Genomic DNA, 14597 nt, shown 5'->3' on the forward strand with positions numbered 1-14597 from the left:
GCGCGGATGGAGTCCATTATCATACCAAAGATGCATCTTAATTGCGCGTTTGCAACCCCCTCCGGGCGTGGAAACAACGCGGGCGCCGCGCCGCGCGCCCGCCGGGATCAGGCGGTGTCCAGGTGCACCGCCAGGCCTGCCGCCGTCTGGACTCTCACGGTGGCCGAGCCGAGCGCATAGGTGTCGTAGTCGGCGTCGACCACGTCCACCTCGACCCACTGGCCGCTCAGGTACAGATGGGCGCCGGTCGAGCCGGTGATTTCCGCGTAGCCGCTGGACAGCGTCGTGATGTCGCTGGCGCCGACCCGCAGCGTGTTGCTGTTCCCCAGGGCGAGTTTCTCGAACGAGAACAGGTGCGTCAGCAGCGTGGACAGCGTGATGTCCTGGCTGGTGGTGTTGAAAATCAGCGTGTCGGTGCCGCTGCCTCCGCCGACGGAGCCGGTGGGGATGGCCGCCAGGCCGATGGTGTCGTCGCCGCCGCCGCCGGACACGTTGCCGGTGACGACACCGGCGATGGTGAGGATGTCGTTGTCGCCGCCGCTGTCGACGATGCCGCTGACCGTGTTGGTCAAGGTCATCTGGTCGTTGCCGTCGCCGCCGTCGATGGAACCCGCGGTGACGCCGTCGACGTTCAGGAGGTCGTTGCCGGCGCCGCCGGTCATGGCACCGCTCATCAAGCTGAAGACGGTCACGATGTCGTCGCCTTCGCCCCCGATGATGCCGCCGGCGGCTTCTAGAGTGGCGTAGACCAGGATGGTGTCGGCCCCGTCGCCGCCATCGATGTCGCCGCTGACCGCGCCGTTCAGCGTGATGGCGTCGACGCCGCCGCTGCCATGGATGGTGCCGCTCGTCGCGCCCGTTATCGTGAGCGTGTCGTTGCCGGCGCCGCCATCGATGGTGCCGGACACGCTGCCGCTGACGGTGAAGGTGTCGCTGTCGCCACCGCCGTCGAGGTAGCCGTCGGCGTTGCCGGCGGTGTTGATGGTGTCGTTGCCGGCGCCCGCGCGCAGGTGGGGCATGGTGGCGGCGTCGAAGGTGCCGCCATAGCCGTCGCCGATGTAGACCGTGTAGCCGGCCGCGTCGTCGCCGTGGCTGCCGATGTTGCCGGCGGTGTCGGTGACGCGCAGGCCGATCGCGCCGCCGCTGCTGACCGTGGCGCCGCTCACCGTCCAGGTGGCGCCGCTGACGCTGGCCTGCGACCAACTGCCGCCACCATTGAGCGTGTACTCCACGTACTCACCGCTGCCCAGCGCGGCGCTCAGGGACCCGGAGATCGTCGCGATGGGGGAGCCAGTGCCTTCGAACGACGGATAGCTGGAGACATAGCCGGTCGGCTCCGTCGTGTCGATGGTCACCGCGGTGCCGAACTGCGCGCCGTTGCTGTAGTGGTCGGTGTCGTCGTACTGGCGCACCAGGATGTCGCCGTCGGCGTATTCGCCGTCGGGCGCCGTGAAGCTGCCGGTGCTGCCGGAACCCCTGGTTATCGTGGTCCAGTGCGTGCCGCCGTCGGTGGAGTAATCCCAGTAGGTGGAGTACAGGTCGGCGACCGCGATGCTGGCGTTGCTTGTAACGAGGTCGCTGCCGCTGCCGCTGCCGGTGGCGTAGCTGGTGTCGGTGAAGCTGATGCTGGGCGCGTTCGGCGCCAGGACGGGCTGCTCGTCCACCGAGAACGAGAACAGCGTCGTCTCCACTTCAAGATAGTTGCCGGCCAGGTCGCCCAGCGACGAGCTGAAAATCTTCACCTCATAGGTATAGCCGGACCACAGGTTCTCGCCCAGCTGGATGGTCACCGTGTGAGTATCGGCGTTGTAGCTGAGATATTCGTCGGGATCGCCCGATTCGAACACGATCTCGTGCGTGTCGGATCCGTTGGTCACTGAGAAACCGTTGACGCTTGAAATGTCGAGCGCCTCGCTGAAGGTCAGCGTCAGGCTACGCGTGTCGTAGTCCACGGTTTCGTTTGGCGCGATCGAGCTGGCGCTCAGCTCCGGCGCCGTATCGTCCAGGGTAAAGGCGAGCGGCGTGGCGCTGTGGACGCCGGTGTTGCCTGCCAGGTCCTCGGCGCGCAGCACCAGTTGGTGCGAGCCCGCCTCCAGCGCGTCGATTTGCATGGTGAAGGCGCTGGCGCCGGACGCCACTTCGGACGCCGCCACCGTGTGCAAGCCGACCACCGTCGAGGTGGAGAGGTCGTAGACTTGCAGCGTGTCGCCGTCCTCCAGGCTGGCGCCGGCCAGGTTGATGGACAGCGTGGGCGCCATGTCATTGGTGATCAGGTCGTCCGGTTCGGCGCCGCTGTCGCTGCCGCCGTACAGGGTGGGCGAGATCGACGCCAGCGATCCCGGATCGGTGCTGTCGACCGTCAGCGCGTAGCCCAGCGTGCCCGAACCGCTCTCGTTGCCCACGCTGTTGTATTGCTGGACCAGGATGGTGCCGGCCGCGTAGGTGCCGTCGCCAAGCCCGATGGTGGAACCGCTGCCCACCGTCCAGCTGCCCCCGCCGTTGGTCGAGTAGCGCCAGTGGGCGGCCGTCACGTCGCCGACGGTGAGGGAGTTGTTGCCGGTGACATGGTCGGTGCCGGAGTCCCCATCGCTGGCGTTGGCGGTGTCCTCGTCCAGCGTGAGCGTCGGCGCCGCCAGGCCGGATGTGCCCAGGTTGGTCGTGAGGGAGGTCGCCACTTCCAGCGTCACCTCGTGGCTGGCGTTGAAGTAGCTGGCATAGCCGCCGTCCGCGCCGAGTTCCGCCCAGCTGGTATCGAGGTTCAGCGTGTTGCCGGCGCCGCCGTCGATGGTCAGCACACCGGTGCTGGTGAGCGCCGCCGCCGCCGCCGCCGACACGGACAGCGTGTTGCCGCTGCCCATGCTGATCGTCTCGAACGACGACAGGTACGCCACCGCCGACGACAAGTCGTAGCTTTGGCCGGAGGCGTTGAACAGCAGCGTGTCGGTGTCGCCGCCGCCGTCCACCATGCCTGAACCGGTCGGTATGGCGCTGATGGAGATGGTGTCGTTGCCATCGCCGCCATCGATGGCGCCGGTGACATCGCCGCCAATCGTGAAGGTGTCGCCGTCGCCGCCGCCGTCCAGGTAGCCGTCCGCGTCGCCGGTGGTGGAGATGGTGTCGGAACCGTCGCCCGCGTGCAGGTAGCGCATGGTGTCGGCGTCGAGGCTGCCGCCGTAGCCGTCGCCGAGGTAGACCGTGTAGCCGCTCGCGACTCCCAGTTCCTCGTTGCCGCCCACGTTGCCGGAGCCGTCCACCACGCGCAGGCCGATCGCGCCACCGCCGGACAGGGTGACGCTGTTGAGCGTCCAGGTCGAGCCGCTGGTGCTGCCCGTGGACCAGCTCGAGCCGCCGTTCACCGTGTATTGCACGGACTCGCCCGCTTCCAGCGCCGCGCTCAGCGCGCCGGTGATCGTGTTGATCGCCGCGCCGCTGCCGAAGAACGAGGGATAGCTCGACACATAGGCCGAGGGTGCCGAGACGGTCGAGAGGGTCGAGAAGTGCAGCACTTCCGTGTCGACCGCCAGCGTGTTGCCGGCCTTGTCCAGCAGCGGGGAACCGTGGACGGACAGCGTGTAATCGCTGCCGTGTTCAAGCGCGTCGCCCAGCGTGATGGTCACCAGGTTGGTGCCGCTGTCGAACGACGCGTAGTCGCCGGGGCCGCTGCCGAACGCGATGGTGCGCGTGTCGCTGCCATTGCTGAGGGAGAAGCCATGGGTATCGTCTATCGCCAGGTATTCGCTGGCGGTCAGCGTGATGGTGGTGGTCTCCGCGCTGATGGTGTCGCCCTCCGTCATCGAGGTGGGCGTCAGCGTGGGCCCGGTGTAGTCCTCGATCACCGTCACCGACGCGCCCGAGGAAGAGTTGCCGGCGAGGTCCTCGGCGCGCAGTTCCAGCACGTGCGTGCCCGCCGTCAAGGCGCTGATCTGCATCGTGAAGTTGACTTCCGCCGCCTCGGCGGCGCTCAGGGTATGCGTGCCGACCGAGGTGCCGGTGGTGACGTCGTAGATGCGCATGACAGTGTCCGCCGCCAAGCCGGCGCTATGCACATTGAGCAGGAATGTCGGTGCGCTGTCGTTAGTGACGCCGTCATCGCCGCTTTCGCCGGAATCGCTGCCGCCGTAAAGCTCGAAGGTGACGCCGGTGGGCGACGGAGGCGCCGTGGTGTCCAGCGTGTAGCTGTGGCTCTGCGTGCTGGTGGCGCCACTGGAGTCTGTCAGCCTGGCTTGCAGCGTGCCGGTGCCCGACGACAGCGTGACGCCCGTGGCGCTGAAAGTGTGCGTGTCATTGTCGACGGTTGCGAGGGTCCAGTTGCTGCCGTCGGCCGAGACTTCGATCTTGGCGCCGGTGGGGGCGTACACGGTGCCGCTGAAGGAACCCGTGACGGTCTGGCTGGCGGTCTTGGTCACGAAGTCCGTGGCCAGCTCTCCGGTGTCGGCCGATATGTCCAGCGTGTCCGCCGTCAGCGACGGGGTTTGCGTGTCGTAGTCGAAGGTGACGGCGGTGGCGCTGGCCGGGCCGGTGTTGCCCGCCTGGTCGCTGATCGAACCGGCCTGCAGCGTGACCGAGCCGCTGCCCGTGGCGCCGCTGGTCGGCGTCAGCGTGGCGGTCCACGTGAAGCCTTCATTGCTGGTGGTGAAGGCGCCAAGGGTGCCGCCCACGACGGTGAAGTCGGACGCCACCGGCGTGTCGGTGATCGGTTCTGCGAAGCTGAGCGTCACGGTGGCGGTGCCGCCGGTCGCCAGCGTGTTGTCGCTGATGGTCAGCGCGGGCGCGGGCGCCACGGTGTCGACCGTGAAGTTGTGCGTGCTGCTTTCCGCCACGTTGCCCGCCAGGTCGCGCGCGGACCCCGACTGGAGAACCAGGCCGGCGGCGCCGGTGTAGCCGGCTTCCGGCGTCAGCGTGGCGGTCCAGGTGATGTGGTCGGAGGTCTGCAAGTCGCCCAGGGTGCCGTGCGCCTGGCTGAATGCGGGAGTAAAGCCGTCGGACAGCTGTTCCGAGAAGGTGAAGGTCACCTGCGTGGTCTGGCCGGCTTTCAGCGAGTCGTCGCCGAACACCACGTTCAGCAGAGTGGGCAGCGTCGTGTCGTAGGTGTAGCTGTGCGAAACCGGAGTGGTGCTGGTGTCGCCATTGGTCACCCGCGCGATCAGCGTGCCGCTGTTGGAGATGGTGGGCGTGAACTGGAAGAAGTTGTTCGCGAGGAGCGTGGCCGTGCCCCACGAGACGCCGTTGTCCACCGACACCTCGATGGATTCGCCGCTGGCCAGTGTGCCGTCATACGTGCCGCCGATCTGCTGGCTGGACGAATTGGTGTAGTACGGCGAAACGCCCGAGGCCTGATTGAAGAAGTGCAGATTGGTCACCACCGCGGTGGGCGCGGCCGGCGCGTTGTAGCTGAAGCCGATGGCCGAGGATGCCGCCGCCGGGCCGGTGTTGCCGGCCAGGTCGCTCACCGTGCCGCTGTTCAGCGTGATGCTGCCTTCGCCGATGCCGGTGGCCGGCGTCAGCGTGGCGGTCCAGGTGATGCCCTGGTCGACGCTCGTGAATGTGCCCAGCGTGCCGTTCGAGATCGTGAAGTCGGTGGCGGCCAGGCCCGTGACTTTCTCGGCGAAGGTGACGGTGACCGTCGCCGTCTCGCCCGAGCCGAGCACCGCGTCGCTCAGCTCGATGGTGGGCGTGGCCGGGGCTGCGGTGTCGTAGTCGAAGTTGCACACCTGGGCGCCGGTGGCGCCGTTGCCGGCCAGGTCGGTCGCCACGGCGCCGCTCAGCGTGACGGAGCCGCTGCCGCTGGCGTTCGCCGTGGGGGTGACGGTCGCGGTCCAGGTGACGCCTCCGTCGTTGCTGCCCAGGCTGCTGATGGTGCAGCCGCTGACGCTGAAATCGGACGTTTCCAGCCCCACCACCGCCTCGGAGAAGGTGATGGTGATGGTGGCAGTCTCGCCCGCCTTCAGGGATGTGTCGCTGAGCGTCGTGGTGAAGGTGGGCGTCGTCGCGTCGTAGACGTAGGTCTGGGACGCGGAGGCGGAGTGCAGCGTGCCGTTGGTCACGCGCGCCACGATGGTGTCGCTGGCGCCGATCGTGCCGCTATAGGACCAGGCGCCGGCGGTGGCGCCGGCCGTGTGCCAGGTCGTGCCGCCGTCCAGCGACACCTCGACGCTCTCGCCGGCGGCCAGCGTGCCGGTATAGGTGCCGGTCACCGTTTGCGCGGCGGTGTTGGTGATGTAGTCGGTGGCGCTGGATCCGCTATCGATGAAATGGATGGCGCCGCCGACGGCGGCGTCGGGCGCGCCGAGCACGTTGTAGCTGAAGCTTTTGGCGCTGGATGCGGCCGCCGGTCCCGTGTTGCCGGCCAGGTCGGCCACGCCGCCGGCCGCCAGCGCGATGCCGCCGGCGCTGTTGGCGCCGGCGCCGGCGGTGGGCGTCAGCGTCGCGGTCCAGGTGAGGCCGCCGTCGGCGCTGGTGAAGTCGCCCAGGGCGCCGCCGGTCACGGTGAAGTCGGCCGCTTCCAGGCCGGTCACCTTCTCGGCGAAGGTGACGGTGACGGTGGTGGTCTGGCCGGCCGCCAGGCTGTCGCTGGCCAGCGCGATGGCGGGAACGGCGGGAGCGGCGGTGTCGAGCACGAAGCCGTGGCTTTGCGCGCTGGTCGACAGGCCGGCCGCGTTGGCGACGCGCGCCATCACGGTGCCGCTGTCGGCGATGGTGGTGGAGTAGCTCCAGCTGTTGCCGGAGACGGCCGCCTGCTGCCAACTGGCGCCGCCGTCAAGCGACACCTGCACCATCTCGCCGGCGCCCAGCGTGCCGCTGTAGCTGCCGCTGAACACCTGGCTGGTGGCGTTGGTGATGTAGTCGGTGGCCAGCACGCCGGTGTCGGTCATGCCGATGGCGCTGTTCACGGTGGCCGTGGGCGCGGCGGCGGCCTCGGTGGTGAAGGCCAGCTTGGTGCTGTCCGCCAGGCCCTTGTAGCTGTTGCCCGTCAGGTCCCGCAGCACGCCGGTGGCCATTTGCACGCTGTATTTCACGCCCGCCTTCAGGTCGCCGGTCAGGTTGATGGTGACCGTGTTGCCGTCGATGGTGACCTGCGGGTCGGTGATGCTGATGGTGCGGGTGTCGGTCGCGCCCACCACCCGGGTGCGCAGCACACCGCCGCTGCTCATATAGGTCTGGGTGGCGCCATCGGTGATGACAATATTGCCACTGCCGGCGGCGATGGCTTCGCTGAAGGTCAGGACGATGTTGGCGCCGGCGGCGATGGTGCCGGTGGTGGACGAGGCGAGGGTGGGGGCGGTCTGATCGACTGTAGGCATGATGGCGGAGAGGGGAGCGGGCGCAATCCACTATCATAACAAACCGGCACTATTTTTTTCATTTAGCAAACAATTTTGGCGCTGCAAACAACGAATACCCTTGGTTACAGCGCCAGTTGCCCGTTTCAGCCGAAATCCTGCTGCACCCGCGCGCCCGTCCGCAATTGCACGCTGCCGTTACCGGGGCCGCCGGACATCAGGCATCCCACTCGATGTCCACGCCCGCGCCGAAGTGGGTGTAGACGTGCAGTACGGCGCCGGAAGACAGGTGGATGTAGGACACCCAGCCGAGCAGGTCGAGCGAGATGTGGTTGCTCCAGGCGCTGGCCTCCAGGTAGAGGGTGTCGGTGCTGTTGCCGTCGATCTTCAGCGTGTCGGTGTCGGACCAGGCCATCACGTCGGCGGGCGTCAGCGTCATGCTGTTGCCGCTGCCCATGCTGATGTTTTCGAACGACAACAACTCGCCCAGTTGCGCGGTCGCGATCGACAGGCCTGTGCCGCTGAGCACCAGGGTGTCGGTGCCGCTGCCGCCGTCGACGGTGCCGGTCGGCAGGCTGCTCAGAGAAATGGTGTCGGCGCCGCTGCCGCCCCGGACGGTGCCGCTGACCGCGCCGTTGAGGACGATGGTGTCGTCGTTGGCGCCGCCGGTGACGTCGCCGGCGACCGAGCCAGAGAAGGTCAGCGTGTCGTTGTCGTTGCCGCCGTCGACGTCGCCGCCGACGGTAGTGGAGAAGGTCAACGTGTCGTTGCCGTCGCCGCCGTTGGCGCTGCCGCTGACAAGGCCGGAGAAGGCGATGGTATCAGCGCCATCGCCGCCCGTGATCGTGCCGGCGGTGGATAGCGCGCCGTTGACGGTGATGTTGTCGGCGCCTTCGCCACCGTCGATGGTGCCGCTGACCGCTTCCATGAGCGTGATCGCGTCGGTGCCGCTGCCGCCGCTGACGGCGCCGCTGACAGCGCCGTTGAAAACGAGGGTGTCGTTGTCGGTGCCGCCGGTGATCTCGCCGCTGACCGTGCCGGAGAAGGTCATGCCGTCGTCGCCGTCGTCGCCGTCGACGGTGCCGCTGACCGCGCCCGTGACCTCTATCACATCATTGCCGTCGCCGCCGTCGATGGCGCCGGAGACGGCGCCGGTGATGCTGACGGTGTCGGCGCCGCCGCCGCCGTCGAGGTAGCCGGCCGCGTTGCCGCTGGTGCTGATGGTGTCGTTGCCGTAGCCGGCATGCAGGTGGGGCATGGTGGCGGCGTTGAAGGTGCCGCCGTAGCCGTCGCCAACGTATACGGTGTAGCCGGAGGAGATATCCAGGTCGCCATTGCCGCCGATGTTGCCGGCCGTGTCGGAAACGCGCAGACCGAAGGCCCCGCCCTCGGCGAGCTGCAAGCCGCTGAGTGACCAGGCGCTGCCATCGATGGTGCCGACGCGTGTCCAGTTGACGCCGTTGTCGGTGGTGTACTCGACGAACTCGCCGCTGCCGAGCGCTGCGCTGAGGCTGCCCGTCAGGGCGTTGATGACGACGCCGCCGAGACCGAAGAAGCTCGGGTAGCTGGACACGTAGGCGGAAGGGGCCGCGGTGTCGACGGTCAGCGCCTGCTCCAGGGAGGCATACTCGCTGATATTGCTAGGGTCGTCGTACTGGCGCACCTTCGGGTAGCCGGTGTAGGAAGCGCCGCCTTCCAGCGTAAAGGTGGCGCCGCCGTTGGCGATGGTGAGCGCATGCCAGTCATCGTCCTCGCTGATCGTGTATTCCGCGTTGGCGGCGGTCAGGCCGCTGACGGTGATCAGGCCGTTGCTGGTGATGTAGTCGCTGCCCGTGCCGCTGCCGGTGGCGTTGGCGGTGTCGGTGAACGACAGCGTCGGCGTGGACGGAATGGACGCGGTGGTGAAGGTGGCCAGCGTGCTGCCCTGGGCGTATCCGATGTTGCCTGCGTAATCGGCCAGGTCGCCGTAGTTGATCGTGACCGTGTAGGTGGTGCCGGCGCTCAGCGTGATTGGCGGGGTGATGATGATGGAGTTGCCGCTTTGCGTGAAGCCGCCCGATTCGCCGGAGATTTCCTGGACCACTTGCGAGGCGGTCTGGATGCTGAAGGTGTGGCTGCCGTGGAGGTAGATCTCCTCGTCGAAGGTCAGCGTGATGGTCGAGTTGAGATTGACGCCGGTCGCGTTGGCGGTCGGCGACGTGCTTTGCAGCGTGGGCGCGGTGGTGTCCACGGTGATGCTCAGACCGGAGTCGCTGACCGTGCCGGTGTTGCCCGCCGCGTCGGCCGCGCGCAGTTTCAGCACGTGCGCGTCGCCGTCGCCGGCGTTCGAACTCAGTTGGTCGAGCGTGACGCTGATGGCGCCTTGCCCGGAGAGGTCGGCCGAAGTCAGCGTGTAGGTGCCGACCACTTCGTCCCCCTTGCCGGTATCGATGATGTCGATGATGTCGCCGGCCGCGAATCCGCCCGCCAGCGGCAGGCTGAAGGTGACGGTCGGCGTGGCGTCGCTGGTGACGCGGTCCGTGGTGCTGGCGCCGGTGTCCGAAGCGGTCAGCAGGGCCGGCGTCTTGCTGGACATCGAGCCCGGCGCGCTGGTGTCCAGCGTGTAGGCCTGGCTCTGGGCCGTCGAGTACAAGCCGGCGGCGTTGCCGACGCGCGCCATCACGCTGCCGCTGGCGGAGATGGTGGCGGCATAGCTCCAGATGTTGCTGGTGGCCGTGGCCGTGTTCCAGGTGGTGCCGCCGTCCAGCGACACCTCGACGAATTCGCCGCTGGTCAAGGTGCCGGTGTAGCTGCCGCTGAAACTCTGGCTGGTGGCGTTGGTGATGTAGTCGGTATCGCTGGAGCCGCTCTCGGTGATGGCGATGGCGCTGCCGACGGCCGCGGCCGGGGTGGTGGCGGTGTTGTAGCTGAACTCGGCGCCGCCCGACGTGTTGGCCGGGCCGGTGTTGCCGGCGATGTCGGTCACCGAACTCGCGGACAGCGTGACGCTGCCGGAACCGCTGGCGACGCCAGCGGTCGGCGTCAGCGTCGCGGTCCAGGTGAAGCCCAGGTCGGCCGTGTTGAATTCGCCCAGCGTGCCGCCGGACACGGAGAAATCGGTGTTGGCCAGGCCCGTCACTTTCTCGGTGAAGGTCACGGTCACGGCGGTGGTCTGGCCGGCCGTCAGGCTGTCGTCGGTCAGGACGATGGTGGGCGTGGCGGGCACGGTGGTGTCCAGCGTGTAGGCCTGGCTCTGGGCCGTCGAGTACAGGCCGGCGGCGTTGCCGACACGCGCCATCACGCTGCCGCTGGCCGAGATGGTGGTGGCGTAGCTCCAGGTGTTGCTGGTGGCCGTGGCGTGGTTCCAGCTGGTGCCGCCGTCCAGCGACACTTCGACGAATTCGCTGCCGTTCAGGGTGGCGTTGTAGCTGCCGCTGAAGCTCTGGCTGGTGGCGTTGGTGATGTAGTCGGAGTTGCTGGAGCCGCTCTCGGTGATGGCGATGACGCTGCCGACGGCTGCCGTCGGCGCGGCGGCGGTGTGGTAGTTGAACGTGGTGGCGCTGGATGCGGCGGCCGGGCCGGTGTTGCCGGCGATGTCGGCCACCGTGCTGGCGGACAGTGCGACGCTGCCCAAGCCGTTGGCGACGCCGGCGGTCGGCGTCAGCGTGGCGGTCCAGGTGATGCCGGAGTCGCTGGTGCTGAACGCGCCCAGGGTGCCGCCCGACACGGTGAAGTCGGTGTTGGCCAGGCCCGTCACTTTTTCGGCGAAGGTCACGGTCACGGTGGTGGTCTCGTCGATCGTCAGGTTTTCGGCGCCGAGCGCGATGGTGGGTGTGGCGGGCGCGGTGGTGTCCAGCGTGTAGGCCTGGCTTTGTGCCGTCGAGTGCAGGTTGGCGGCGTTGGCGACGCGCGCCATCACGCCGCCGCTGGCGGAAATGGTGGCGGCGTAGCTCCAGGCGTTGCTGGCGGCGGTGGCCGGGTTCCAGGTGGTGCCGCCGTCCAGCGACACCTCGACGAATTCGCCGCCGGCCAGGGTGCCGGTGTAGCTGCCGCTGAAACTCTGGCTGGTGGCGTTGGTGATGTAGTCGGAGTTGCTGGAGCCGCTCTCGGTGATCGCGATGGCGCTGCCGACGGCCGCCGTCGGCGCGGTGGCGGTGTCGTAGCTGAACGTGGTGGCGCTGGACGCGGCGGCCGGGCCGGTGTTGCCGGCGCTGTCGGTCACCGCGCTTGCCGACAGGGTGACGCTGCCCGAACCGTTGACGACACCGGCGGTCGGCGTCAGGGTGGCGGTCCAGGTGAAGCCCAGGTCGGCCGTGCTGAATTCGCCCAGCGTGCCGCCGGTCACGGTGAAGTCGGTGTTGGCCAGGCCAGTCACTTTCTCTGCGAAGGTCACGGTCACGGCGGTGGTCTGGCCGGCGGTCAGGCTGCTGTCGCCGAGCGCGATGGTGGGTGTGGCGGGCGTGGTGGTATCCAGCGTGTAGGCCTGGCTTTGTGCCGTCGAGTGCAGGTTGGCGGCGTTGGCGACGCGCGCCATCACGCTGCCGCTGGCGGAAATGGTGGCGGCGTAGCTCCAGATGTTGCTGGCGGCGGTCGCCGTATTCCAGGTGGCGCCGCCGTCCAGCGATACCTCGACGAATTCGCCGCTGGCCAAGGTGCCGGTGTAGCTGCCGCTGAAACTCTGGCTGGTGGCGTTGGTGATGTAGTCGGAGTTGCTGGAGCCGCTCTCGGTGATCGCGATGGCGCCGCCGACGGCCGCCGTCGGCGCGGTGGCGGTGTTGTAGCTGAAGGCGGTGGCGCTGGACGCGGCGGCCGGACCGGTATTGCCGGCGACGTCGGTCACCGCGCTTGCCGACAGGGTGACGCTGCCCGAGCCGTTGACGACGCCGGCGGTCGGCGTCAGGGTGGCGATCCAGGTGATGCCCTCGTCGGCGGTGCTGAACGTCCCCAGCGTGCCACCGGACACGGTGAAGTCGGCGCTCGCCAGGCCAGTCACTTTCTCGGCGAAGGTCACGGTCACGGTGGTGGTCTGGCCGGCGGTCAGGCTGTCGTCGGTCAAGGCGATGGTCGGCGCGGTGGGCGCGGCGGTATCCAGCGTGTAAACCTGGCTTTGTGCCGTCGAATGCAGGTTGGCGTCGTTGCTGACGCGCGCCATCACGCCGCCGCTGGCCGAGATGGTGGCGGCGTAGCTCCAGGCGTTGTCGGCGGCCGTGGCCGTGTTCCAGGTGGTGCCGCCATCCAGCGAAACCCCGACGAATTCGCCGCTGGCCAAGGTACCGGTGTAGCTGCCGCTGAAACTCTGGCTGGTGGCGTTGGTGATGTAGTCCGTGTCGCTGCTACCGCTCTCGGTGATGGCGATGACGCCGTCGACGACCGCCGACGGCGCCGCGGCGGTGTCATAGCTGAAGGCGGTGGCGCTGGACGCGGCGGCCGGGCCGGTGTTGCCGGCGATGTCGGTGATGGAACCGGCGGACAGGGTGACGCTGCCCGAGCCGTTGGCGACGCCGGAAGTGGGCGTCAAGGTGGCGGTCCAGGTGATGCCCTGGTCGCTGGTGGTGAATGCGCCCAGCGTCCCGCCGGACACGGTGAAGTCGGCGGCGTCCAGGCCGCTCACTTTTTCGGCGAAGGTCACGGTCACGATGCTGGTCTGGCCCGCCGTCAGGCTGCCGTTGCTCAGGACGATGGTGGGCGTGACGGGGGGGGTGATGTCGAGCACGAAATCATGACTCTGCGCGGTGGAAGACACGCCGGCGGAGTTGATGACGCGCGCCATGACGCTGCCGCTGGCGGAGATGGTGTTGGCGTAGCTCCAGCTGTTGCCGGACACGGCCGCCTGCTGCCACGTGGCGCCGCCGTTCAGCGACACTTGCACGACCTCGCCGCCGGCCAGGGTGCCGGTGAAGGTGCCGCTGAACACCTGGCTGGTGGCGCTGGTGATGTAGTCGGTGGCCAGCGCGCCGGTGTCGGTCATGCCGATCGCGCTGTCGATGGCGGCGCTGGGCGCGGCGGCGGCTGACGTCGTGAAACTCAGCCTGGTGCTGTCCGTCAGGCCCTTGAAGTCGTTGCCGGCCAAGTCTTCCAGTACGCCCGTGGCCATCTGCACGCTGTATTTGCGCCCGGCGCCCAGGTCGCTGCCCAGGTCGATCGTCACCACGTTGCCATTGATGCTCACCTCGGGACCGGTGATGCTGATGGTGCGGGTGTCGGTGGCGCCGACGATGCGGGTGCGCAGCAGACCGCCGCTCATATAGGTCTGGGTGGCGCCGTCGGTGATGACAATGTTGCCGCTGCCCGCCGCCATGGCCTCGCTGAAGGTCAGGACGATGTTTCCGCTGGTGCCGATGGTGCCGGAGGTGTACGAGGCGAGGGTGGGCATGCTCAGGTCGGGCGTGGAGGTGGACATGATCTATTTCAGGAGGGATGGGAGCGGTCCCATATAATAGCAAAGGAGTATCAACCTTTGCACATGGGAAATGAAATTTAACGGGGAAACTACGGAGAAATGCGGCTTTCCGGGCCCAAAGGCCCGGAATTGTTGCATCAGGCGTGGTAGTCGATGATCAGCGGCGCGTGGTCGGAGAAGCGCTCGTCCTTGTAGATGGCCACCTGGTGCGCCTTGCCGGCGATGCCCTTGGTCGCCACGTGGTAATCGATGCGCCAGCCCACGTTCTTCGCGTAGGCCTGGCCGCGGTTGCTCCACCAAGTGTATTGCTCCTCGCGCTTGTCGATGCCGCGATGCACGTCCACAAAGCCCACCTCGTCGAACACGCGGGTCAGCCAGGCGCGCTCTTCAGGCAGGAAACCGGAGTTTTTCTTGTTGCCTTTCCAGTTTTTCAAGTCGATCTCGTGGTGGGCGATGTTCCAGTCGCCGCAAATCACGACTTCGCGCCCTTCGGCGTGCAACTGCTTCAAATGCTCGATAAACAGGTCCATGAAGCGGAATTTGGCCTCCTGGCGCTCGGGACCGGACGAGCCCGACGGGCAGTACACGGAAATGATGGTCAGCGGGCCGAAATCGCAGCGCACGTAGCGCCCTTCGGCGTCGAACTCCGGGCTGCCGAAGCCGATCAGCACCGCATCGGGGGCGATCTTGCTGTAAATGCCGGTGCCGGAATAGCCCTTCTTCTCGGCGTAGTGGAAATGGCCGTGGTAGCCGCCCGGGTTCAGGAACTCCGGCGTCATGTTCTCGGCTTGCGCCTTGAGTTCCTGCACGCAGACGAAGTCGGCGTCCTGGGCGGCCATCCAGTTGAAAAAGCCTTTGGTGGCGGCGGAGCGGATACCGTTCAGGTTCGCTGAAATGATTTTTGGCATGGTCGGGCTATATGGTCGGGAAGGGAGACA

General features: G+C 67.7%; 3 protein-coding genes. All 3 read right to left on the bottom strand.

The genetic code is table 11. The features are described 5' to 3' along the window. Positions 1 to 107: 107 nt before the first annotated feature. On the bottom strand, positions 108 to 7301 hold the full coding sequence (locus BM436_RS00100) for an Ig-like domain-containing protein (RefSeq protein ID WP_093552158.1): 7194 nt from the start codon (positions 7299 to 7301) through the stop codon (positions 108 to 110). 196 nt (positions 7302 to 7497) lie between these two features. After that, a complete protein-coding gene (locus BM436_RS00105; RefSeq protein ID WP_093552161.1) occupies positions 7498 to 13659 on the bottom strand; it encodes an Ig-like domain-containing protein in 6162 nt (2053 codons plus the stop codon). A 137-nt stretch (positions 13660 to 13796) separates the two neighbouring features. Then, complete coding sequence (locus tag BM436_RS00110) at positions 13797 to 14567, bottom strand: exodeoxyribonuclease III (protein ID WP_093552163.1); 771 nt, start codon at positions 14565 to 14567, stop codon at positions 13797 to 13799. Between the last annotated feature and the right edge of the window lie 30 nt (positions 14568 to 14597).

This window comes from Pseudoduganella namucuonensis (genome assembly GCF_900116645.1).
Lineage (GTDB): Bacteria > Pseudomonadota > Gammaproteobacteria > Burkholderiales > Burkholderiaceae_D > Rugamonas > Rugamonas namucuonensis.

Bases quoted from the DNA above. Each gene is read 5' to 3' on its own strand.
- BM436_RS00110 (WP_093552163.1), bottom strand. From the start codon at position 14,567: ATGCCAAAAATCATTTCAGCGAACCTGAACGGTATCCGCTCCGCCGCC.
- BM436_RS00105 (WP_093552161.1), bottom strand. From the start codon at position 13,659: ATGTCCACCTCCACGCCCGACCTGAGCATGCCCACCCTCGCCTCGTAC.
- BM436_RS00100 (WP_093552158.1), bottom strand. From the start codon at position 7,301: ATGCCTACAGTCGATCAGACCGCCCCCACCCTCGCCTCGTCCACCACC.